This window comes from Streptomyces sp. M41(2017), from assembly GCF_002078175.1.
Taxonomy (GTDB): Bacteria; Actinomycetota; Actinomycetes; order Streptomycetales; family Streptomycetaceae; genus Streptomyces.
In genome coordinates this window covers 4,801,028-4,822,884 of record NZ_MWFK01000001.1, presented here as the reverse complement: position 1 = coordinate 4,822,884, position 21,857 = coordinate 4,801,028, and the positions used below count along the sequence as shown (strand labels likewise).

Here is a 21,857-nt window from a genome sequence, read left to right as displayed (position 1 = left end):
CCTTTCGTTCGAGGAGGTCACGTACAGGCGTCAGCCCTTGGTGCTGCCCGCGCTGATCCCGGCGATGATGTGCCGTTGGAAGACCAGGAACATCACGACCATGGGGATGCTCGCGATGACCATCGCGGCGATGAGCACGGTCAGTTGGATGTTCTGCGACAGCTGGACGAGTGCCACGCTGATCGGCTGTTTGTCGGTGTCGGAGAAGACCATCAGCGGCCAGAGGAAGTCCTGCCACACGGCGACCAGGGCGAAGATCGACACGACGCCGAGGACGGGCCGGGACATCGGCAGCACGATCGACCACAAGGTGCGCAGTTTCCCGGCGCCGTCGATCTCGGCGGCCTCCAGGACGTCGCGCGGGATCTGGTCGAAGAAGCGTTTGAGGAGATAGAGGTTGAAGGCGTTGGCGACGGCCGGCAGCCAGATGCCGAGCGGGTCGTTCAGCAGACTGGTGTGGATGAGGGGCAGGTCGGCGACCGTCAGGTACTTCGGTACGACCAGGGCCTGCGCCGGGACCATCAGGGTGGCGAGGATGCCGCCGAGGATCACCTTGCCGAAGGCCGGCTTCAGCTTGGAGAGGGCGTACGCGGCGGCGGTGCAGAAGACGAGCTGGAGGATCCAGGCCCCCGCCGCCTGGACGACCGTGTTCCACAGGTGCGTGGGCAGGTCCATCAGGTCCCACGCGTCGGTGTAGCCGGACAGGTGCCACGTGTCGGGGACGAGGGTCGGCGGTGTACGCGTCACCTCGTCCGGCGACTTCATGGCGCCGGTCACCATCCAGTAGACGGGGAACAGGAAGGCCAGCGCGAAGAGCAGGACGACGCCGCAGAAGACGGTCCAGTAGACGGCCTTGCCGCGCGGGCGGGCCAGGGTGAGCGGGGAGACCAGGGTGCGCGTGCTCATGCGTCGTCCCCTTCCGAGCGGGTCAGCCTCAGGTACACCGCGGAGAAGGCGCTCAGCAGGACGAGCAGCATGACGCTGAGCGCGCAGGCCCCTCCGAAGTCGTTGTAGAGGAAGGCGTACTTGTAGATCAGGTAGAGCACCGTGACCGTCTTGTCCTCGGGGCCGCCGCCGGTGATCACGAACGGTTCCGTGAACACCTGCATGGTGGCGATGATCTGCAGCAGCATCAGCATCAGGATGATGAAGCGGGTCTGCGGGATCGTCACGTGCCGGACGCGCTGGAGGAGGCTCGCGCCGTCCAGCTCGGCCGCCTCGTACAGCTCGCCGGGGATGCTCTGCAGCGCGGCGAGGTAGATGAGGACGGTGCCGCCGAGGTTGGCCCAGGTGGCCACGATGACCAGCGAGACGAGTGCGGTGTCGGCGCCGTTCGACCAGTTGGAGGTCGGCAGGTGCAGGAAGCGCAGCGCCTCGTTGGCGAGGCCCGCTCCGGGATCGTAGAACCACTTCCACAGCAGGGCGCTGACCACCGGCGGGATCATCACCGGCAGATAGACCACGACGCGGAAGAAGGCCTTCGCGTGCCGCAGTTCGTTGAGGACCAGCGCCAGTACGAAGGGGACCGCGAAGCCGATGAGGAGGGCGATCACGGTGAAGGTGAGGGTGTTGCGCCAGGCGGCGGTGAACTCCGGGTCGTGGAAGACCCGGGTGAAGTTGGCGGTGCCGACCCATTCACCGCCGCTGCCGGGCGTGTACTTCTGGAAGGCGATCACGACCGCGCGGATCGCCGGGTACCAGGAGAACAGGACGAAGCAGAGCACACCGCCGATGAGGAACGCGTAGGCGCGGGCCTGGTCGGCCAGGCGCCGGCGCCAGGGGGTCCCGGGCCGGCGTCCTGCCGACCGCGGCGCCTCCGGCGCGCCGACGGCGGCCGGAGGGAACGCTGCGGGGGGCTTCGATGCGGTCTTCATGAACGGTGTCAGCCTCGGGCCAGGATGGAGTCGATCTTTCCGGAGGCGTCCTTGAGGAGCTGGTCGATATCGGCGTCCTTCTTGGTGAGGACCGCGGACACCGCGCCGTCGAGGACGGAGTAGATCTGCTGGGCCTGCGGCGGCTCGATCTTCATGTCGAGGCTCTGGTTGCCGTCGAGGAAGGCCTGGTAGTTCTCCACCGGCACGTTCGCGTTCGCCTTCTTGACCTCCTGGTCCTTGGCGTCCGCGGCGCCGGTGAACAGGCGCGGCTCGGGCAGGCCGACCGGGGCGTTGTTCTGCTTGGCGCGGGCGTAGTCACCGAGGAAGCCGTCGCCGGGCGTCAGGAACATGGAGTCGAGCCACTTGAGGCCCGCCTTGATCTGGGCCGGCGTGTCCTTCTTGTTGAACATGTAGCCGTCGCCGCCGATGAGCGTGCCCTTGCCGCCGGGCATCGGAGCCAGGCCGAGGTCCTTGTAGTTGCCGCCCTTCTCCTTGACCAGGATCGGGATGTTGTCGGGCGCGGAGAGGTACATGCCGAGCTTGCCGGAGCCCATCATCTGCTGGACGTCGTTGATGACCAGCAGTTGCTTGCTGCCCATGGAGTTGTCGCTCCAGCGCATGTCCTTGAGGTTCTGCAGGACGGCCTTGCCCTCGGCGGTGTCGATGTTGGCCTTCTTGCCGTCCTCACTGACGACGTCGCCGCCCTGCGAGTAGAGCTCGGCGGTGAAGTGCCAGCCGCCCTGGTTCTGGGCGCTGTAATCGGCGTAGCCGACGGTGCCCTTGCCGAGCGCGGCTATCTTCTTGGCGTCCGCGCGCAGCTCCTCCCAGGTGGCCGGGGGCTTGTCGGGGTCGAGGCCGGCCTTCTTGAAGAGCGCCTTGTTGTAGATGAGGCCCATCGAGTAGCCGGTGCGCGGGACGCCGTAGATCTTGCCGTCCACGGTGTAGATGTCGCGCAGCTGCTGCTGGATGGTGCTGTAGCTCTTCAGGTCCTTGACGTAACTCGTGATGTCGGCGGCCTGGTTGACGTCGACGACGTGCTTGGCGTCGGTGAAGTACGTGTAGAACACGTCCTCCATCTGGCCGCCGGCGAGCTTGGCGTCGAAGGTCTTCGGGTCCTGACAGGGGAACGCGTCGTGGCTGACGACGTCGATGTTCGGGTTGGCCTTCTCGAAGGCCTTGGTGTCGGCGTCGAAGAACGAGCGGTCGACCTTGGCGCTCTTGGGCGGCTCGCAGTTGACGGTGATACGGGTCTTTCCGTCGGCCGCCTTGCCGTCGTCGTCGCTCGAACCGCACGCGGCGGCGCTGAGCACGACGGACGACGCCATGAGCGTGACGAAGGTACGGCGGAACCCGGTGCTTCTCATTGGTGGACCCCTTCGGGCTGGAGCGAGGAAGGCCCACGGCGGGCGCGCCGCCGTGTTCTGGCGCCGCACACTCAAGCACCGACGACATCCGTCCGCAAGATGTCGCGCAGAATCTGTAATTATTTGACAGCGACAGGGATCCCTGTGGCGTATGGTTGCGGGAAACTTCAGCCGCGGGGGGCCTGCGCTGTCGACCCGCGCACGACCAACTCCGGCTCGAACAGGAGCTCTTCGGCCGTCACACTGCTGCCGCCGATCTGCGCGTTGAGCAGTTCCACCGCGGCGCGCCCCATCGCCTCGATCGGCTGGCGGACGGTGGTCAGCGGGGGTTCGGTGCAGTTCATGAAGGCCGAGTCGTCGTAGCCGACGACGGAGATCTCGCCCGGCACACTGAGTCCCTTGCGGCGGGCGGCCCGTACGGCGCCGAGCGCGAGCGGGTCACTCGCGCAGATGATCCCGGTGACGCCCCGGTCGAGCAGCCGGGTGGCCGCGGCCTGACCGCCCTCCAGCGAGAACATCGCCCGGGCGACGTGCTCGTCGGGCAGGTGCGGCGCGAGGGCGCGCGCGGCGGCGAGCTTGCGGCCCGAGGGCATGTGGTCGCCGGGGCCGAGGACGAGGCCGATGCGCTCGTGGCCGAGGGAGTCGAGATGGCGCCAGGCCTGTTCGACGGCGACCGCGTCGTCGCAGGAGACGCAGGGGAATCCGAGGTGTTCGATGGCCGCGTTGACCAGCACCACCGGAATGTTGCGGTCCGCGAGCTGCCGGTAGTGGTCGTGCGGAGCGTCCGCCTGCGCGTAGAGACCGCCGGCGAAGACCACGCCCGAGACCTGCTGCTGAAGCAGCAGTTCCACATAGTCCGCCTCGGAGACTCCGCCCTTGGTCTGCGTGCACAGCACGGGCGTGAGACCGAGCTGGGCGAGCGCCCCGCCGATCACTTCGGCGAAGGCCGGGAAGATCGGGTTCTGCAGCTCGGGCAGGACCAGCCCGACGAGCCGCGCGCGTTCGCCGCGCAACTGGGTCGGCCGCTCGTAGCCGAGGACGTCCAGGGCGGAGAGAACCGCCTGCCGGGTGGAATCGGAGACTCCGGGCTTGCCGTTGAGCACCCGGCTGACCGTGGCCTCGCTGACCCCGACCTTCTTCGCCACCTGAGCAAGTCGTCGCGTCATGACCGCAAGAATAGCGCAAGAAATGCAAGCTGCTTGCGTAATGGACCGGCCATTTCACGAACGGCCATGTGGCGACCCCTCAGGGAGCGGCCCACAGCCCCCGGACATGCCCCAGGTGGCGGGTCATCACCGAGCGCACCGCCTGCTCGTCGCGGTCCAGGAGGGCGTCGAGAAGCTCCAGGTGCTCCTCCGCCGAGGCCTCCAGCCGGCCCGCCTCGACGAGCGCCGTGAGCCCGTACAGGCGCGAGCGCTTCCTCAGGTCGCCGACGACCTCCACCAGGTGCGCGTTGCCCGCGAGGGCGAGGAGGCCCAGGTGGAACCGGATGTCCGCCTCCACGTACGCGATGAGGTCGCCGGCCGCCGCGGCGGTCACGATCTCCCGGGCCGCGGGACGCAGGGCCTCCAGGGAGACGGGGTCCGCCGTGGTGGCCAGCCGCACGACCGTGGGGATCTCGACGAGGGAGCGGATGTGCGTGTACTCGTCGAGCTGCCGCTCGGAGACCGCGGTGACCCGGAACCCCTTGTTCGGCACCGTGTCGACCAGTCCCTCCTTGGCCAGATCGAGCATCGCCTCGCGGACCGGCGTCGCCGACACACCGAAGCGCGCCGCCAGCGTGGGCGCCGAGTAGACCTCGCCGGCCCGCAGTTCGCCCGCGATCAGGGCCGCCCGCAGCGCGTCGGCCACGCGCTCGCGATAGCTGCTCCGCTTCCCGCCCAGTGAGGGCAGGGCGGGAGCGGCGGAAGGTGCGCTGCTGCGCTGGGCGGCCATCGGGTCTCCTCGTACGGGCCGGTGCGCCGCCTTGTCGCCGCACCGGCCGGGTGCCATGTCACGTCCTACTCGGACCACCAGTATCTACGTCCCCGGGGCGGGCCGCTCACAGGACGAACCCGGCCGGGAACGGATCGGTGGGGTCGAGGAGGTACTGGGCCGTCCCGGTGATCCACGCGCGGCCCGTGAAGCTGGGCAGCACCGCGGGGATCCCGGCCACTTCGGTCACACCGAGCAGCCGTCCGGTGAACCGTGTCCCGATGAACGACTCGTTCACGAACTCGGTGTGCAGCGGGAGTTCGCCCCGCGCGTGCAGCTGGGCCATGCGCGCGCTGGTGCCCGTCCCGCAGGGCGACCGGTCGAACCAGCCGGGGTGGATGGCCATCGCGTGGCGCGAGAGACGGGCCGTCGCCCCGGGGGCGTACAGGTGGACGTGGTGGCAGCCGCGGATGGACGGGTCCTCGGGGTGCACGGGCCCGCCCCCGTCCTCGACCGCGTCCATCAGGGCCAGTCCGGCCGCGAGGATCTCGTCCTTGCGGGAGCGGTCGAAAGGCAGTCCGAACTGCTCCAGCGGCAGGATCGCGTAGAAGTTCCCGCCGTACGCGAGGTCGTAGGTCACCGTGCGCCCGTCGGCGAGCGTGGCCTTCAGGTCGAGGCCGACGGAGAACGAGGGCACGTTCCGCAGCGTCACCTCCTTCGCCGCGCCGTCCTCGACGGCGACCTCGGCGACGACGACGCCCGCCGGGGTGTCGAGCCGGATCGTGGTGACCGGCTCGACGACCTCGACCATGCCCGTCTCCACCAGCACGGTCGCGACACCGATCGTGCCGTGTCCGCACATCGGGAGGTAGCCGGAGACCTCGATGTAGATCACGCCGAAGTCGCAGTCCGGCCGGGTGGACGGCTGGAGGACGGCGCCGCTCATCGCCGCGTGCCCCCGCGGTTCGTTCATCAGGAGCTGCTTGACGTCGTCGCGGTGCTCACGGAAGTACAGCCGCCGCTCGTTCATCGTCGCGCCCGGGATCGTGCCGATGCCGCCCGTGATCACCCGGGTGGGCATGCCCTCGGTGTGCGAGTCGACGGCGTGCAGGACGATTTTGCTGCGCATGGCACTCCTGGGTGGTGTCGGCGGGACGGACGAGCGGCGGGCCGGCCGCCGCTCAGACGAGACCGGCGGCGACGGCCCGTTCCGTGGCCGCCCTGACGGCCGCCTCCTGGGCGGGCAGGAGCGGTACGCGGGGCGGGCGGACCGGGCCGCCGTGGCGGCCGACGACGTCCATGGACAGCTTGATGGCCTGGACGAACTCGACCTGGGAGTCCCAGCGCAGCAGCGGGTGCAGCTGCCGGTAGAGCTTGCCCGCCGTGTCGAGGTCTCCGGCGACGGCGGCGCGGTACAGCTCGACACTCGCCCGGGGCAGCGCGTTCGGGTAGCCGGCCACCCAGCCCTTGGCGCCCGCCACGGCGAGTTCCAGCAGGACGTCGTCGGCCCCGACCAGCAGATCGAGGTCCGGGGCGAGTTCGGCGATGCGGTAGGCGCGCCGCACATCCCCGGAGAACTCCTTGACGCCCTGGATCGAACCGGCCGCGTACAGCTCGGCGAGCAGCTCGGGGACCAGGTCGACCTTGGTGTCGATGGGGTTGTTGTACGCGACGACGGGGAGGCCCGTCCGGGCGACCTCGGCGTAGTGGGCGAGGACGGACCGCTCGTCGGCCCGGTAGGCGTTGGGCGGCAGGAGCATCACGGCGCCGCAGCCCGCCTCGGCGGCCTGCTCGGCCCAGCGGCGCGCCTCTGCGGAACCGTAGGCGGCGACGCCGGGCATCACCCGCTGCCCGCCGATCGCGGAGACGGCCGTCTCGACGACCCGGGCGCGTTCCTCGGGGGTGAGGACCTGGTACTCGCCGAGGGAGCCGTTGGGCACGACTCCGTCGCAGCCGTTCTCGACCAGCCAGGCGCAGTGCTCGGCGTAGCGGTCGTGGTCCACGGAGAGGTCGTCGTTCAGCGGGAGCGCGGTGGCGACGAGGACTCCGCGCCAGGGGCGGTGGTCGGGGGTGACCGTCATGACGTACTCATCCCTCTCGATAGGGTGTGACATTTTACTGAAGCCCGAGTGGAAGGCCTCAGCTGAGGCTCAGGACGGGGACCGGTGGCGCACGGTCGGCGGCCGGGCGGAGGGGGACGGGGCCCGGCGCTCAGCCATCCGGTTCCTCTCCGGCCCTCGCGAGCACGCCGAGCGGTACCGGGCGCGCCAACAGCCTGCGCGCGGGGGTCGGTTCGCAGCCCGCGAGGCCGGCCACCGCCGGCTCGCACATCCGGCCCTGGCACCATCCCATCCCGGCGCGGGTGAGGAGCTTCACCGTGCGGACGTCACTGGCGCCGAGGTCGGCGACGGCCTGGCGGATCGGGCCGCCCGTCACCTCCTCGCAGCGGCACACGACGGTGTCGTCGGTGACCTGGTCCGTCCAGTGCGCGGGCGGCGCGTACACGGTGTCGAGCGCCTCGGAGAAGGCCCGCAGGCGGGTACGGGAGCGGATCGCGCGGGCCGCCGCGCGCGGGTCGGGTGCGGTACCGGAGAGCCGGGCCGCGATGGATCGGCCCGCGATGTGTCCCTCCGCAAGGGCGAGGGCGGAACCGCCGACACCGGTGGTCTCCCCCGCGGCCCAGACACCGGGCACGTCGGTGCGCTGCTCGTCGTCCACGTCGACCCGGAGTCCGTCGGTGCGGCAGCCGAGCGCCCCGGCGAGATCGGTGTGCGGGATCATGCCGTGGCCGACGGCGAGGGTGTCGCAGGGGATGCGCCGCCCGGTACCGGCCCTGACCCGTCCGTCGGCGTCCAGCGCGGCGACGGTGACGGCGTCGAGCCGCTCCTCGCCGTGCGCCTCGACCACGGTGTGGTGGGGGAGGAACGGGACGCGGTGGCGCAGGAGTCGGGCCGCGTAGCGCGCGCCCTCGGCGATCTTTCCGGGCTGGGCCGCCAGCGCGGCGGCCCGGCGGGCGAAGGCGCGCGGGTCGGCGGACTCCACCAGCGCGGCGACGTCGGCCCCGGCGGCGGCCAGTCCGGTGGCCACCGGCAGCAGCAGCGGCCCGGTCCCGGCGACGACGGCGGTGCGGCCCGGTACGACGAGTCCGCCCTTGAGCATGGCCTGGGCCCCGCCCGCCGTCACGACACCCGGAAGGGTCCAGCCGGGGAACGGCAGCACCTTCTCGTATCCGCCGGTGGCGAGGAGCACCGCCTCCGCCCGTACGACGACGGAGCGTTCCTGGAGGGGGCCCGGCAGGGCGTGCACCGCGAAGGCCGGCGCCGTGCCGTTGTCGCCCCCGGCCGTCGCCCCTTCCACCAGCCAGACATGATGATCCGTCAGGTGCTCGACCGCGCCCGCTTCCAGGTGCCGCGCGAGCCCTTCCTCCAGTCGCTCCCAGGTGCGCCACTGGTGGTGCAGGGCGCCGGGACGACGGGCGCGCAGACCGGGTGCGGGGCGCCGGTAGAACTGGCCGCCCGCCGTGACGCCCGCGTCGATCAGCGTCACGCGGATCCCGCGGGCCGCCGCGGCGAGGGACGCGGCGAGCCCCGCGGGCCCCGCGCCGATCACCGCCAGGTGGTGCCGTCCGTCAGTCATCGTGGCCCGTGCCTTCCTGACCGCGGCCCACGTCGTGGCCGGTGCCGTCCTGGGTGCGGATCGCGTCGCCGGGTTCCAGCGGGACCAGGCAGGCCCGTTGGTTGGGGCGGTCGTTGACGGTGACGAGGCAGTCGAAGCAGACGCCGATGCCGCAGAAGACACCGCGCGGCCGGCCGGAGTCGCGGGTGGTGCGCCAGGAGGCGACGCCCGCGGCCCACAGCGCGGCGGCCACCGTACGGCCGGGCAGTGCCTCGATCTCGCGGCCGTCGAGGGTGACGGTGAACGCGGGTCCGGGCTCGGCCCCGGCCAGCTCCAGCGGGTTCACACGGCCTCCTCGGGGAAGCGGTCGGGCCGGAACGGCGCGAGGTCGAGGTCGGGTGTCGCGCCGGTCATGACCTGCGCGAGGAGGTGACCGGTCCCGGTGGACAGACCGATCCCCGCGCCTTCGTGGCCGCAGGCGTGGAAGAGGCCGGGCGCCCGGGGGTCCGGGCCGATCGCGGGCAGGTGGTCCGGCAGATACGGCCGGAAGCCGAGATAGGTCCGCAGGGCGCGCACCTCCGCCAGGAAGGGGAAGAGCCGGGTGGCGCCCGCCGCCAGTTGGCGGACGACCGGCAGCGAGAACGAGCGGTCGAAGCCGACCCGTTCACGGCTGGCGCCGATCAGGACCGGACCGGCCGCCGTGCCCTCGACCACCGGTGAGGTCTGGAGGGCGGCCGAGTCGCTGGCCACGTCGGCGACGTAGTCCGCGGCGTACACCTTGTGCCGGACGCGGCGCGGCAGCGGTTCGGTCACCAGGACGAACCCGCGGCGGGGCAGGACGGGAAGGCCGACACCGGCGCGGGCCGCCACCTCACGGCCCCAGGTCCCGGCCGCGTTGACGACGGCCGGCGCGTGCAGGTCGCCCCGGTCGGTGCGCACCCCGCGGACCGATCCGTCCCGCGCCCGCAGCACCTCGGTCACGGTGTGCCCCGTGAACAGCCGCGCACCCGAGGCCCGGACGAGGCGGGCGGCGGCGAGGGCGGGCATCACCTGGGTGTCCTGCGGGTAGTGCACGGCGCCCGCGAGGCCGGCGGCCAGGTGCGGTTCCAGGTCGTGGAGCCGGTCGGCGGTGACCGGTTCGGCCAGGACACCCGCCGCGCGCTGGGCGGTCGCGAACGTCTCCAGCGCGGCCAGCCCGTCGGGCGTGGAGGCCACGACGACCCCGCCCTTGGCCTCGTACTCCACAGCCGCCGCGTGTTCCTCGGCGAGGTCGGCCCACAACCGCCCGGAGAGCAGGGCGAGATCGAGTTCGGGGCCGGGTTCCTTGTCGGAGACGAGGAGGTTCCCCTCGCCCGCGCCGGTCGTGCCGCCGGCGACCGGGCCGCGGTCCACCACGGCCACGTCGAGGCCGGCGCGAGCCGCGTACAGAGCGCAGGCGGCACCCACCATTCCGGCACCGACGACCACGACATCGCAGGTAAGGGGCTTGCTCACGTCAGTACTATGTCACATGCTTCTGTTGTACGGAATGGCCGGCGCCGTGAGCGGACACGCCGGGTGGGCGCCCTGCCGGCCGCCGTCCCACGGCACAGCCGGGCCGCCCCGACCGCCGTGACCCGAACTGACCGAGACGAGCTGAAGAAGAAGGTGTCCGCCGTGGCCAAGGCCCGGAAGAACGGTCTCTACCGTGGAATCTCCGACGAGCTGTCCGCCCTGATGCGTACGGGCTGGGCCGACACCGAGCGGGGCGACCTGCCGCCGGGCGAGCAGGCGGCGCACGCGGCCCGGCGTCGTGCCGCGCTGTCCGCCCTGTTCCCGGGCGAGCGGCTGGTCGTGCCGTCCGGCGGCCTCCGGAACAGGTCGAACGACACCCACTACCCGTTCCGCGCGTACTCGGGCTACGTCCACATGACGGGCGATCAGGCCCGTGACGGGGCGCTGGTGCTGGAGCCGCGGGCGGACGGCGGCCACGACGCGCACTGCTATCAGCTCCCCCGTGACAGCCGGGACAGCGACGAGTTCTGGACGGGCATGACGGCCGAGCTGTGGATGGGCAGGCGCCGCTCCCTGGCCGAGTCGGAGCAGGTGCTCGGGCTCCCCTGCCGGGACATCCGCACGCTCTCCCAGGACCTGGCGGACACCGGCGTCCCGACCCGTGTCGTACGCGGGCACGCCCCCGCGATCGACGCGGCTCTCGTCACCGACGAGGAGCGGGACGCGGAGCTGGAGGAGGCGCTGTCGGGGCTGCGGCTGGTGAAGGACGCGTGGGAGATCGGCGAGCTGCGCCGGGCGGTGGACTCCACCGTGCGCGGATTCGTCGACGTCGTACGGGAGTTGTCGCAGGCCGTCGCCACGTCGGAGCGGTGGATCGAGGGCACGTTCTTCCGGCGCGCCCGGGTCGAGGGCAATGACGTCGGCTACGGCTCGATCTGCGCGGCCGGCGAGCACGCCACGATCATGCACTGGGTGGAGAACGACGGCCCCGTCCGCCCCGGTGAACTGCTGCTTCTCGACGCGGGCGTGGAGACCCGCACGCTGTACACCGCCGACGTGACCCGCACCCTCCCGGTCAGCGGCACGTTCACACCGCTGCAGCGGGAGATCTACGACGCGGTGTACGAGGCGCAGGAGGCCGGCATGGCGGCGGTGAAGCCCGGCGCCCCGTACCGCGCCTTCCATGACGCCGCCCAGTGGTCGATGACCGAGCGGCTGGTGGCCTGGGGTTTCGTCGAGGGCCCGGTGTCACGGGCGTTCGACCTCGGTCTGCAGCGTCGCTTCACCATGGCGGGCACGGGACACATGCTCGGACTCGACGTGCACGACTGCGCGCAGGCCCGCAACGAGGACTACGTCGGCGGTGTCCTGGAGCCGGGCATGGTCCTCACCGTGGAGCCGGGCCTGTACTTCCAGCCGGACGACCTGACGGTGCCCGAGGAGTGGCGGGGCATCGGCGTCCGGATCGAGGACGACCTCCTGGTCACGGCGGACGGCTACGAGAACCTGTCGGGCGCCCTGCCGCGCTCGGCGGACGAGGTCGAGGCGTGGATGCGGGAGCACGCGGGATAGCCGCGACGAGCGTCGGGGTGCACGGTCCGGGTCACCGCCGGACACCCGTGGGCAGCCCAACGGGCCCCCGACGTAGGTCACTTCGCCCGCATGAGGGGTCTTCTCAGGGGTAGTCGGAAGGCTCCGCGCACACACGGTGCGCGCAGCGGGCGGGATCCGAGGGAGCCCGTCGCGGAAGGGGAGACCGATGATGGGGAAGCTCTCCGACGTCCTGACCCGGCACCTGTGGCTCCAGGTCGTCCTGTCGTGGCTGGTGGCCACGGCCGTCCTGCTGCTGATCTATCCGGGGCGCTCGGTCCCGGCCGTGCTGGCCCGGGTCGTGATCACGTCCGTGGGAGGTCTCTGGTTCGCCCTGCGGATCCGCTCCCGGGAGAAGCGGGCAGCGGGTGGCTCGGCCGAGGGACTCGCCGACCTGGAACGGCAGGTGCGCGCGGGCGAGGTGCCCGCCGATCCGGAGCGGCGGGAGGCCATGCGGGACCTGGTGGACCGGCGGCTGCACCGGACCCGGCACCGTGGGGCGGCCCTGGTGTTCCTCTTCCTCCTCTTCGGGGGTGTGGTGGTGCTGACGGCCCTGACGGCGGGACCGCGGCAGACGCTCGGGTTCGGGCTGCTGGCGGTGGTCTTCCTGACCTGGGCCGTCGTCGGCGGCGGCCGGGGGCAGCGGCGGTTGCGTGACATGCGGGACCTCCTCGCCGCGGCCCCGGAGCCCACGGGGCCGGATCGCCCCGCTCCGGGTCCTGCCGGTCCCGGCGTCCCGGCGTCGAACGGGGCGGGCCCCGGCCTGCCGGGGCAGCAGCCTCGGTGATCCGGGAACGGGGCCGCCCGCGGTGCGGGCCCGGTCAGATCCTGCTCTCGGTGGCGGTGTCCGCCGAGAGCCGCTGGGCCCCGTAGATCGGGACGACGGAGAGCAGCACGAGGACGGCCGCGACGACGTTCACGACCGGCGCCTGCTGGGGTCGCGTCATGTTGTTGAAGATCCAGATCGGCAGGGTCTCGATGCCGGGACCGGCCGTGAACGTCGTGACGACGATCTCGTCGAAGGACAGCGCGAAGGCCAGCAGTCCGCCGGCCAGCAGCGCCGAGCGCACCAGCGGGAAGGTGACGTCGACGAAGGCCCGGAAGGTGTCCGCTCCCAGGTCCATCGCGGCCTCCTCGTAGCTGCCGGAGGTGCGGCGGAGACGGGCGACGACGTTGTTGAAGACGACGACGATGCAGAACGTGGCGTGGCCGACGATCACGGTGAACATGCCGAGTCCGACGCCGAGCGGTTCGAGCACCGTGCTGAACGCCGAGTTGAGGGCGATGCCCGTGACGATGCCGGGCAGCGCGATCGGCAGGACGACCACGAAGGAGACGGCGCCGCGGCCGAAGAAGCGGTGGCGGGCGACCGCGAAGGCGATCAGCGTGCCCAGTACCAGGGCGATCGCCGTGGCGCCGAGGCCCGCCTTGACCGAGACCCACAGCGCGTCGCGGGCGCCCGCGTTGTCCCAGGCCGCCGACCACCAGTGGACGGTGAGACCGGACGGCGGCCAGCTCGCGCTGCGGTCCGGGTTGAAGGAGTTGACCAGGACCAGCGCGAGCGGCACGTAGACGACCGCGAAGCCGAGCCCGGCGGCGACGCGCAGGGCGATGCGCGCGGGACGGGAGAGATGCACAGCGGGCTCCTCAGAGACTGCTCAGGGCGCCCGTACGGCGCATCGCGAGGAGGTACACCACGATGACCACGACGGGGACCGTGCCGAGCGCGGCGGCCATGGGCAGGTTCAGTTCGATGTTGGAGTAGACGACGTTGCCGATGAGCTGGGTCCTGCCGCCGACGATCTGCACGGTGATGTAGTCGCCGAGACTGAGCGAGAAGGTGAAGACCGAGCCGGCGGCCACGGACGGCAGGACCATCGGCAGCACGACGGAGCGGAAGGTGCGGCCCGCCCCGGCGCCCAGATCGGCCGACGCGTCCAGGAGGTCGGCGGGCAGTTGCTCCAGTGCCGTGTGGATCGGAAGGATCATGTACGGCAGCCAGAGGTAGGTCAGCGCGATGATCGCCGCGGTCAGGCCGAAGCCGGGGCCGCTGAGCCCGAAGGGCCGCAACAGCCAGTCGGCGAGGCCCCCTTGGGAGAGGATCAGCCGCCAGGCGTAGACCTTGACGAGGTAACTCGCCCACAGCGGGGTGAGGATGGCGACGACGAGCAGGGGGCGCCACCGGGGCCGGGCGACGCGGGCGGTGTAGAAGGCGACGGGGAAGGCGATCACGGCACACAGCGCGGTGACCGCGAGGGCGACGCCGATGCTGCGCAGGACGACCTGGCGGAAGACGGGCGTGGTGAACAGTTCACGGAAGTTGTCCGTCGACCAGACCTTGACGACCTCCGAGGTGAAGGAGTCGGTCGTCCAGAACGCGGAGACGAACAGCACGGCCAGCGAACCGAGATAGAGCACCGCGAGCCACAGCAGCGGCGCGGTCAGGAGCAGGGACAGCCGCAGCCGGGAGTGCCGGTGCAGGGTCCCGGCGAGCCGCCGGACGGGGGAGCGTCCGGCGGCCGGCAGGGTGGAGGTCATCGCTCGTCAGCCCTTGATCTCGGTCCAGGCCTGGACCCACTTGGCGTACGGGACGCACCGGACGTCCGTGCGGCCGTCCAGGCACTGCTCGATGGGCGTGTTCCAGAAGGCGATGTTCTTCCAGTAGCTCTCGTCGGCGGCGTGGAAGGTGTCGCAGAAGGAGGTGTCACTGGTGTCCGCGCAGGCCTTGGAGTTGGCGGGGGCCTCACCGAAGTACTCGGCGACCTGGGCGTTCACCTTCGGGGAGATGATCCAGTCCATCCACTTGTACGCGCAGTTGGGGTGCTTGGCCTTGGCGGAGACCATCCAGGTGTCGGACCAGCCGGTGGAGCCCTCCTCGGGGACGAACGCCTTCACCTTGGCGCCCTCGTCGGCGGTGAGGTTGGCGATGACCTGCCAGCTGGTGCCGATGACGGAGTCGCCGCTCTTGAACGCGGAGATCTCCTTCAGGTAGTCGCTCCAGTACTCCCCCACGTTCGCGCTCTGCTTCTTCAGCAGGGCGACCGCCGCGTCGAACTGCTTCTGGTCGAGCGCGTAGGGGTCCTTGATCTTCAACTCGGGCCTGGCGGACTTCAGATAGAGCGCCGCGTCGGCTATGTAGATGGGTGAGTCGTACGCGGTGACGTGGCCCTTGTACGCGGAGGCGTCGTCGAAGACCGCGGACCAGGAGGTGGGGGCGGGCGTGACCTTCTGGGTGTTGTACATGAGGAGGTTGGCGCCCCGGCCGTGCGGGATGCCGTACATCCGGCCGTCGACGGAGTTCCAGGCGCCCTTCTTCAGGCCGCTGAAGACGTCCTTGTAGTTCGGTACGAGGGCGGTGTTGACGGGGGCCGCGTCGCCCGAGGCGATGAGGCGCAGGGAGGCGTCCCCGGAGGCGGAGACCGCGTCGTACTGGCCGGTCTTCATCAGCTTGACCATCTCGTCGGAGCTGGCGGCCACCTTGGAGTTGACCTGGCAGCCGGTCTGCTTCTCGAAGTCGCCGACCCAGTCGATCTTCGGGTCGTTGGAGCCGTCCTCGACGTAGCCGGCCCAGGCGATGAGGTTGACCTGCCCCTCGGTCGCGCCGAGTTTCGTCGGGGCCTTGAGGTCGGGCGGGTTGAGGCCGCCGGCCGAGGAGGAGCCGGAGTCGGAGGATCCGCAGGCGGTGGCCGCGAGGAGCACCGCGACGGCGGCGGCGGCCTGGAGGGTTCGGGTGAGGCGCACGACGTGCTCCCTGGGTGACGGGGTCTGGGCGGGGGGTCAGCTGGGGTCGGGGACCCGGACCGCGTGGCGGTGGTGCCACCGGAGGCGGACCCGGGTGCCGCGCAGGGCGGCGACGTCCTCGGAGGAGGTGTCCAGGTTCTGCTGGAGCGCGGTGAGGCGGCCGCCGGCGTCGAGGTCCACCAGGAAGCGGGTGGAGTCGCCCAGGTAGACGACCTCGGCGACGGTGCCGGTGGTGCCGGAGTGCTCCGGTTCGTCGGCCTCCGCGGACTCCTTCAGGACGCGGATCTTCTCGGGGCGGATGCTGTAGGTGCCCGGGAAACCGACGATCCGCTGTGCGGACTGGCCCTCCAGCAGGTTGGAGGTGCCGACGAAGCCCGCGACGAACGGGGTGGCGGGGCGTTCGTAGATCTCGGCCGGGGTGCCGACCTGTTCGATGCGGCCCTGGTGGAAGACGGCGATGCGGTCGCTCATCGTCAGGGCCTCCTCCTGGTCGTGGGTGACGAACACGAAGGTGATGCCGACCTCGCGCTGGATCGCCTTGAGTTCGACCTGCATCTGCTCGCGCAGCTTGAGGTCGAGGGCGCCGAGCGGTTCGTCGAGCAGCAGGACGCCGGGGCGGCCGACGAGGGCCCTGGCGAGGGCGACGCGCTGGCGCTGGCCACCGGAGAGCCGGCCCGGGCGGCGCCGGCCGAACCCTTCGAGGCGGACGTCGGCGAGCGCCTTGCGGGCCCGCACCAGCCGCTCGGCCTTGGGCACCTTGCGGACCTTCAGGCCGTAGGCGACGTTCTGCTCCACCGTCATGTGCGGGAAGAGGGCGTAGTCCTGGAAGACGGTGTGGACGTCCCGTTCGAAGGGCGCGAGGCCGGTGACCTCCTGCCCGGCCAGCTCGATCCGGCCGGCGGTCGGACGCTCGAACCCGGCGATCATCCGCAGCACGGTCGTCTTGCCGGAGCCGGAGGGGCCGAGCATCGAGAAGAACTCGCCGTCGGCTATCTCCAGATCGACTCCGGCCACGGCGGTCGCACCGCCGAACTCCTTGCGCAGGCCCTGGAGCCGGATCGCCTGTGCCTCCATGGGCGGGAACCTTTCTGGTGCGGTGGCGCGTTGCAACACTGACCGGAAAGATATGAAGCCATAGTTCAAATCTCAAGACCCCTTTAGAGTAAAGGTTGAGTCAACGCACAAGGTGGTGGCCGTGAAGCAACACAGGGACGACGGCGTCCGCAGAGCCGTCTTCACTCCCGTGGACAACCGCGCCCGCGTCGAGACGGTGGTGCACCGGATCGGCGACGCCATCGAGCTCGGGCTGCTCGCCGACGGCGAGCAGCTGCCCGGCGAGATGGAGCTGGCCGGGCAGCTCGGCGTGTCCACGGTCACCCTGCGCGAGGCCCTCATGGCCCTCCGGCAGCAGGGGCTCGTCACCACGCGGCGCGGACGCGGTGGCGGCAGTTTCGTCTCCCTGCCCGAGGTGCCGGGCGAGGACCGGCTGCGGGTCCGGCTGGCCGGCTGGAGCACGGAGGAACTGCGCGACCTCGGCGACCACTGGGCGGCCGTCTCCGGTGCCGCCGCCCGGCTCGCGGCGCAGCGCACCGAACCGGACGACCTGCGGGCGCTGCGGCGCACCCTGGACGAACTGGCGTCGGCCGAGGACGCCGCCGCCCGCAGCCGCGTCTACGGCCGTTTCCACGTCGAACTCGCGGCGGCGGCGCAGTCCGCGAGGCTGACCCGTGAACAGGTCGCGCTGCAGACCGAGGTGGGGGCGCTGATGTGCCTGGTGCTCGGGGACGACGAATATCGTGAAGAAGTCGCAGACCGTCACCGCTCCGTAATCTCGGCGGTGCAAGATGGGGCCCACGATTCGGCCAGAGCGCTGGCCGAGCGGTGCGTGCAGGACTCGACGGCGCGGCTCATCGGCCTGCGTCTCGCGATGCCCCGCACCGCGTCCGGTTCCCGTCCGCTGGAGGGCGCCCATGAGCAGGAGCCCCGGCCCGGTCGGCGCGACCGCGACGCTTGACGGCGGTGCCGAGGCGGCCGTGGCCGCCCAGGTCCGTTCCACGCTGGAGACCGTGTTCGCCGCGGTCGCCGAGACCCGGGACGAGACGGCCGCCCTGCTGACCCGGGTGGCCGCACAGGACCGACGCCCCGCCACGGTGGACCTCGCCGCGCTGCGTCCGGGCCTCCATCTGCTGCTCCTACGGCAGGAGTTGGTGTCGGGCGTCGGCTTCGTGGCAGCGCCGGGCCTGCTCGGCGACGTACCGGCATGGCTGGAGTGGTGGCAGCAGGGCGCCGACGGGAACGTACGGCCGCTGCTGCTCGATCTCGACCCGGACCACTCCGCGTACTCCGACTACACGCACTGGGACTGGTTCGCGCTCCCGCGGGACACCGGGCGGCGCGCGGTCGCCGGGCCCTATGTCGACTACCTCTGTTCCGACGAGTACAGCCTGACGCTGTCCGCCCCCGTCCATGTCGAGGGCCGGTTCGTCGGGGTGGCGGCGGCCGACGTGTATCTGCGGCACTTCGAGGGCGCGGTCGTACCGCTCCTCCAGCGGCTGCCCGGAGCCTCCCATCTGGTCAACGCGCGGGGCCGGGTGGCCGCCTCCGCCGACCCGGACCATCTGGCCGGATCACTCACCAGGGGACCGGACTTCGGGTCCGTGCTGACGGCGGCCCGGAGCACCCGCTTCGAGCGGATGCGGCTCGTGCCGTGCGACGGCGTGCCGCTCGTCCTGGTGACGCCGGCCGGCTGAAGCGGCGGCGGGTTCGCCACGCGGATCGGGCCCGAGGGCTCAGACCGCGCGCAGTTTCGCTGCGCCGTTGCGGGTGGTGCGCGCCGTGCCGGGGCCGCCCGGCGCCGGACGGACCGCCTCGCGCAGGACCAGCGTCATCCGCGTATAGCCCATGTCCTGCAGGGTTTTGGGGGTGTCGTCGACGATGCGGCAGTCGGTGCTGCCCCAGCGCGGGTCCGGGTGCACGACCGGGCGCACCGCGCCGTCGTGCCGCACCGCGCCCGGGCCGACGGCGCGGATCCAGTGCGGCAGACCGTGTCGATAGGCCGCGTCCATGATCGGGTCCTGGGCGATGTCCCGGCGGATCGACAGAAGTCCGCGGTCCTGTCCGTGCCGCTCGACGGCCGCCGCGAAGTGCGCGAGCATGGGCAGGCACCAGCTCGACTCGTGCTCGCCGAGGACCGTGGCCGCGTCGGGGTGGAACAGGACGAAACGCAGGAAGTTGTCGCCCGGCATGGCGGTCGGATGCGCTCCGACACCGCTGAAAAGTGTCTCGAACCCGGCGTTGGAGAGCACGACGTCCCAGCGGTGGTCGAACACGACGGAGGGGAACGGCACGGCCTCGATCAGGCTCGCGTAGTCCTGGAGGTACGCCTGAGCTTCGAGACTGTCGGGGACAGGTCGCGGCTGGGACCGCTGCCTTCCTGCCTGGTACGCCATCGGGAGGTCACCCCTCTTGCCTCTGCGGCCTTCACGCGGCGGACCGATCCTGCTGCCCAGGGCACAGGCGTGTCAACTATCGTGGCATTTGGCGCTTGTTGACGGCTGAATCTCGCCACAGTTGTGGCGAGACCTGGATGTGAGTTCGAGCAAGGGGCTACGCTCCGCATGGTCCCCGGTCTTCGCGCCGGGACGCGTCCTGGCCCTCGCGTCCGGATGGCTCCCGACCTTCGTGAGAGCGACCTGAGAGAGACGTAGGAGATCTGTCGGTGACGGATGGCTTCGAGGTTCCGGGCGCCACGGCGACGGTTCTGCTGCAGGCCGTCGTGGCCCGGGTCACCACACTCGCCGACCGGCTCGGCGTCCAGCACGCCGAGGTCTTCGACGTCCGGCGGCTGTCGGCCGAATCCGGTGTCCCCGAGCCCGTGGTCAAGACCCTGCTCGGCGGACGTCCCGCCGGCGAACCCGACCTGCAGGCCCGCTTCCTGCAACGGCTCGACCTGCTGCGCCGCACCCGGCTCAAGCCCAACGGGCGGCGCTACACCCAGCAGGAGATCGCGGACGGCGCCGGCATGTCGCGCCAGCAGGCGGGCGCCCTCATCAACGGCGACCGGCGCCCCACGATGGAGCACTGCGACGCCATCCAGCGCTTCTTCCGCGTGCACGCCGGATTCCTGACCGCGGAGGACTCCGAGGCGCTCGTGGGCGCCCTCCAGCGCTCCGAACAGGAACTCCTGCAACGACTCGCCGACCGGGAACGGGCGGCGGCCACCGTCGCCGACGACCCGCTGGACCGGCTGCTCCTCGACCACGGGGTCCGCGGAATCGCCTGGCGGGCCGCGCAGTTGCCCACCGACCAGCACCGGGACAAGGTCGCCGAGTGGCTGGACATGCTCCTGGAGAGCGTCAAGCGGCCAGAGTCGTGAGCCGGGGGAGAACTGTGGGCATCGGAAGGGACATGCGGCGCCTGTGCGGCGAGCTGGTCGCGGAGCTGTCGCTCCCGGCACCGGCGGCGCCCGCCGATCTGTACGCGGCGCTGTGCGACGCCATGAGCAGACGCCGCGGCCGTCCCGTCCAGTTCCGTACGGCCCCCTTCCCGCCCGGCACCGCCAGCGGTCTGTGGCTCGACATGGCCGAACAGGACCTCGTCGTCATCGAGGAACGCACCGCTCCGGACCACCAGTTGGTCATCCTGGGCCACGAGCTGTGGCACATGAAGGCCGGGCACTGCGGTCACCACGTCGCGGGCGCCGCCGTCGCGGCGCGCTTACTGGACGACGGCGCCGACCTCGGGGCGACCGTCCTCAAGGTGGCCGCCCGCACCCGCTTCGACCTCGCCGACGAGAAGGAGGCCGAGAGCTTCGGTCTGCTGCTCGCCAGCAAGTGCCGCACCTGGCTGGCCGGTTCGTCACTGCGCGGCCCGGTGCAGCGCGACGGTCTGGCCGGCCGCATCGAGGCGTCCCTCGGCTATCGCGGGCCGCGGGGCTGAAGGTCCCGCGACCATGGACGGATCCAGCTACTACATCCCTGCCGTCGCCATGGGCGCCGCCCTCGCCTTCAAGGGGCCCGCGCTGCTGCGCGGCTGGCGCGACCCGCTGCTGCGCTCCGTGGGTGTCCTGCTGGCTCTCGCGGGTCTGGTCTTCCTCTTCGCGGCCCCGCCGACCATCGCCGCCGTCAACGACGTCACCGGGATACCGAACATCTCCGGGCCCCTGGTCTACTGCCTGTTGAGCGCTTTCAGCGCCTCCTGTCTGGTGCTGATCATCAACTGGCGCGGCGGACCGCCCGAGGTGACCCGCCGTCTCGCCCGCCGCTGGATCCTCGGCTACACGGTGGTCGGCGTGGCCCTGATCGCGCTGTTCGCCCTCGGGGAGACGCCCGTCGAACGGCTGCGGGACCTCGACACCTACTACGCCAACACCCCGTTCATCCGCGAGATGATCGTGCTCTACCTCGTCTCGCTCTCCGTCGCGGGAATCGCGATGAACGTCATGTGCTGGCGCTGGGCTGCGCAGGTCCGCGGCCGGCTGCGCGCCGGACTGGTGATCATCGCGCTCGGCTCCCTGTTCAACATCCCCTACTCGGTCGCCAAGTTCGCCGCCGTGGTGGCCCGCTGGAACGGCGGCGACCTGGACGGACTGAGCACCAATGTGGCACCCGTACTGGCGTCGGCCGGCGCCCAGCTCACGGCGGTCGGCTTCTGTGTACCGCTGGCCTGCCAGCGCATCGGGGACAGCTGGAACACCTGGTCCACCTACCGCAGGCTCGGGCCGCTGTGGCGGGAGCTGCGTCCGGTCGCCGCTGCGGAGGACCGCGCCGTGCGCATCTCCTGGTGGTCGCCCGCCGAACTCCAGGTCACGCAGCGCGAGTCCGACATCCACGACGGCATGCTCAGCCTGTATCCGTACTTCGACTCCGCGCTGCGCTCCCGGGCCTACGCCGCCGCCGTCGCCGCCGGCTCCTCCCCCGGCGACGCGCAGGCCGAGGCCGACGCCGCGATGGTGACGGACGCGGTGCGGGCGAGGGCCGCCGACCCCGACGGCCGGGTCATCACCTCGGCCGACGCGGCCACCCCGCCGGGCACCGCGGGCCCCTCCTCCGTGCACGGCGACGGTCCGCGTGATCTCGTCCGTATGTCGATCGCGCTGCGCGAGTCGGCCGTCGTGGCGGCGTCCCGCCGACGGGCCGGACACGCCGGCTCCCGGGCCGCAGGCTCCACCACCGAGTCCGCCGGGACGGCCGAGCCCGGCACGGCCGAGCCCGCGGGGGCCGACCAGGGCCGGAGCGACTGACCCCGACCCTGATCAGGCGCGGGG

22 protein-coding genes are annotated in these 21,857 nt (G+C 71.5%); 7 read left to right on the top strand and 15 right to left on the bottom strand.

Features of this window, described 5'->3' with window-relative positions:
- Nucleotides 1–30: 30 nt before the first annotated feature.
- From B0675_RS21035 to B0675_RS20990, 10 genes are all read right to left on the bottom strand, one after another.
- Nucleotides 31–906 (bottom strand): carbohydrate ABC transporter permease, encoded by an 876-nt coding sequence (locus B0675_RS21035; RefSeq protein ID WP_081220353.1) that lies wholly within the window; start codon nucleotides 904–906, stop codon nucleotides 31–33.
- Complete coding sequence (locus B0675_RS21030) at nucleotides 903–1,874, bottom strand: sugar ABC transporter permease (RefSeq protein ID WP_081220352.1); 972 nt, start codon at nucleotides 1,872–1,874, stop codon at nucleotides 903–905. The genes B0675_RS21035 and B0675_RS21030 overlap by 4 nt, the downstream gene beginning before the upstream one ends.
- Before the next feature lie 8 nt (nucleotides 1,875–1,882).
- Nucleotides 1,883–3,238: an extracellular solute-binding protein gene (locus B0675_RS21025; protein WP_081220351.1), complete on the bottom strand. Its 1,356-nt coding sequence runs from the start codon at nucleotides 3,236–3,238 to the stop codon at nucleotides 1,883–1,885.
- Between the two features lie 167 nt (nucleotides 3,239–3,405).
- Nucleotides 3,406–4,404 (bottom strand): LacI family DNA-binding transcriptional regulator, encoded by a 999-nt coding sequence (locus tag B0675_RS21020; RefSeq protein ID WP_179165334.1) that lies wholly within the window; start codon nucleotides 4,402–4,404, stop codon nucleotides 3,406–3,408.
- 79 nt (nucleotides 4,405–4,483) lie between these two features.
- Nucleotides 4,484–5,173 (bottom strand): GntR family transcriptional regulator, encoded by a 690-nt coding sequence (locus B0675_RS21015; protein WP_081220349.1) that lies wholly within the window; start codon nucleotides 5,171–5,173, stop codon nucleotides 4,484–4,486.
- A 106-nt stretch (nucleotides 5,174–5,279) separates the two neighbouring features.
- A complete protein-coding gene (locus tag B0675_RS21010) occupies nucleotides 5,280–6,281 on the bottom strand; it encodes a proline racemase family protein (RefSeq protein ID WP_081220348.1) in 1,002 nt (333 codons plus the stop codon).
- A gap of 52 nt (nucleotides 6,282–6,333) precedes the next feature.
- Nucleotides 6,334–7,233: a dihydrodipicolinate synthase family protein gene (locus tag B0675_RS21005; protein ID WP_081220347.1), complete on the bottom strand. Its 900-nt coding sequence runs from the start codon at nucleotides 7,231–7,233 to the stop codon at nucleotides 6,334–6,336.
- A gap of 130 nt (nucleotides 7,234–7,363) precedes the next feature.
- The gene (locus tag B0675_RS21000) at nucleotides 7,364–8,788 is read right to left on the bottom strand and encodes an NAD(P)/FAD-dependent oxidoreductase (RefSeq protein ID WP_081220346.1); all 1,425 of its coding nucleotides are present in this window, start codon (nucleotides 8,786–8,788) and stop codon (nucleotides 7,364–7,366) included.
- Complete coding sequence (locus B0675_RS20995; RefSeq protein ID WP_081220345.1) at nucleotides 8,781–9,113, bottom strand: (2Fe-2S)-binding protein; 333 nt, start codon at nucleotides 9,111–9,113, stop codon at nucleotides 8,781–8,783. The genes B0675_RS21000 and B0675_RS20995 overlap by 8 nt, the downstream gene beginning before the upstream one ends.
- Nucleotides 9,110–10,261, bottom strand: a complete 1,152-nt coding sequence (locus B0675_RS20990; protein ID WP_081220344.1) for an FAD-binding oxidoreductase — start codon at nucleotides 10,259–10,261, stop codon at nucleotides 9,110–9,112. Before B0675_RS20990 ends, B0675_RS20995 begins: the two co-directional genes overlap by 4 nt.
- Before the next feature lie 162 nt (nucleotides 10,262–10,423).
- Between B0675_RS20990 and B0675_RS20985 the strand changes: the two genes are divergently transcribed.
- Both B0675_RS20985 and B0675_RS20980 read left to right on the top strand, forming a co-directional pair.
- Entirely contained in the window at nucleotides 10,424–11,833 is a 1,410-nt protein-coding gene (locus tag B0675_RS20985; protein WP_241539830.1) for an aminopeptidase P family protein, read from the top strand.
- Nucleotides 11,834–12,020: 187 nt separating this feature from the next.
- Nucleotides 12,021–12,638: a hypothetical protein gene (locus B0675_RS20980; protein ID WP_143661078.1), complete on the top strand. Its 618-nt coding sequence runs from the start codon at nucleotides 12,021–12,023 to the stop codon at nucleotides 12,636–12,638.
- A gap of 34 nt (nucleotides 12,639–12,672) precedes the next feature.
- Here B0675_RS20980 and B0675_RS20975 read toward each other — a convergent pair whose 3' ends face one another.
- Genes B0675_RS20975 through B0675_RS20960 form a run of 4 tightly spaced genes read right to left on the bottom strand, consistent with a single transcriptional unit; the run spans nucleotide 12,673 to nucleotide 16,666 of the window.
- Complete coding sequence (locus tag B0675_RS20975; protein WP_081220342.1) at nucleotides 12,673–13,488, bottom strand: ABC transporter permease; 816 nt, start codon at nucleotides 13,486–13,488, stop codon at nucleotides 12,673–12,675.
- A gap of 10 nt (nucleotides 13,489–13,498) precedes the next feature.
- Nucleotides 13,499–14,389, bottom strand: coding sequence for an ABC transporter permease (locus B0675_RS20970; RefSeq protein WP_081220341.1), 891 nt, complete (start codon nucleotides 14,387–14,389; stop codon nucleotides 13,499–13,501).
- A gap of 6 nt (nucleotides 14,390–14,395) precedes the next feature.
- Entirely contained in the window at nucleotides 14,396–15,592 is a 1,197-nt protein-coding gene (locus B0675_RS20965; protein ID WP_081220340.1) for an ABC transporter substrate-binding protein, read from the bottom strand.
- Nucleotides 15,593–15,628: 36 nt separating this feature from the next.
- Nucleotides 15,629–16,666, bottom strand: coding sequence for an ABC transporter ATP-binding protein (locus tag B0675_RS20960; protein WP_081220339.1), 1,038 nt, complete (start codon nucleotides 16,664–16,666; stop codon nucleotides 15,629–15,631).
- 121 nt (nucleotides 16,667–16,787) lie between these two features.
- Here B0675_RS20960 and B0675_RS20955 point away from each other — a divergent pair, with 121 nt between their 5' ends.
- Complete coding sequence (locus B0675_RS20955) at nucleotides 16,788–17,606, top strand: GntR family transcriptional regulator (protein ID WP_081221920.1); 819 nt, start codon at nucleotides 16,788–16,790, stop codon at nucleotides 17,604–17,606.
- Nucleotides 17,563–18,342 carry a cache domain-containing protein gene (locus tag B0675_RS20950; protein WP_081220338.1) on the top strand — a complete coding sequence of 260 codons (780 nt, stop codon included), beginning with the start codon at nucleotides 17,563–17,565 and terminating at the stop codon, nucleotides 18,340–18,342. Before B0675_RS20955 ends, B0675_RS20950 begins: the two co-directional genes overlap by 44 nt.
- Before the next feature lie 39 nt (nucleotides 18,343–18,381).
- On the opposite strand, the gene B0675_RS20945 is transcribed toward B0675_RS20950, so the two are convergent.
- Nucleotides 18,382–19,041 (bottom strand): hypothetical protein, encoded by a 660-nt coding sequence (locus B0675_RS20945; RefSeq protein WP_081220337.1) that lies wholly within the window; start codon nucleotides 19,039–19,041, stop codon nucleotides 18,382–18,384.
- A 269-nt stretch (nucleotides 19,042–19,310) separates the two neighbouring features.
- Here B0675_RS20945 and B0675_RS20940 point away from each other — a divergent pair, with 269 nt between their 5' ends.
- Genes B0675_RS20940 through B0675_RS20930 form a run of 3 tightly spaced genes read left to right on the top strand, consistent with a single transcriptional unit; the run spans nucleotide 19,311 to nucleotide 21,833 of the window.
- On the top strand, nucleotides 19,311–19,967 hold the full coding sequence (locus tag B0675_RS20940) for a helix-turn-helix transcriptional regulator (RefSeq protein WP_081220336.1): 657 nt from the start codon (nucleotides 19,311–19,313) through the stop codon (nucleotides 19,965–19,967).
- Nucleotides 19,968–19,999: 32 nt separating this feature from the next.
- Entirely contained in the window at nucleotides 20,000–20,530 is a 531-nt protein-coding gene (locus B0675_RS20935; RefSeq protein WP_081221919.1) for a toxin-antitoxin system, toxin component, read from the top strand.
- A 13-nt stretch (nucleotides 20,531–20,543) separates the two neighbouring features.
- Nucleotides 20,544–21,833, top strand: coding sequence for an MAB_1171c family putative transporter (locus B0675_RS20930; protein ID WP_241539828.1), 1,290 nt, complete (start codon nucleotides 20,544–20,546; stop codon nucleotides 21,831–21,833).
- Nucleotides 21,834–21,857 lie beyond the last annotated feature (24 nt).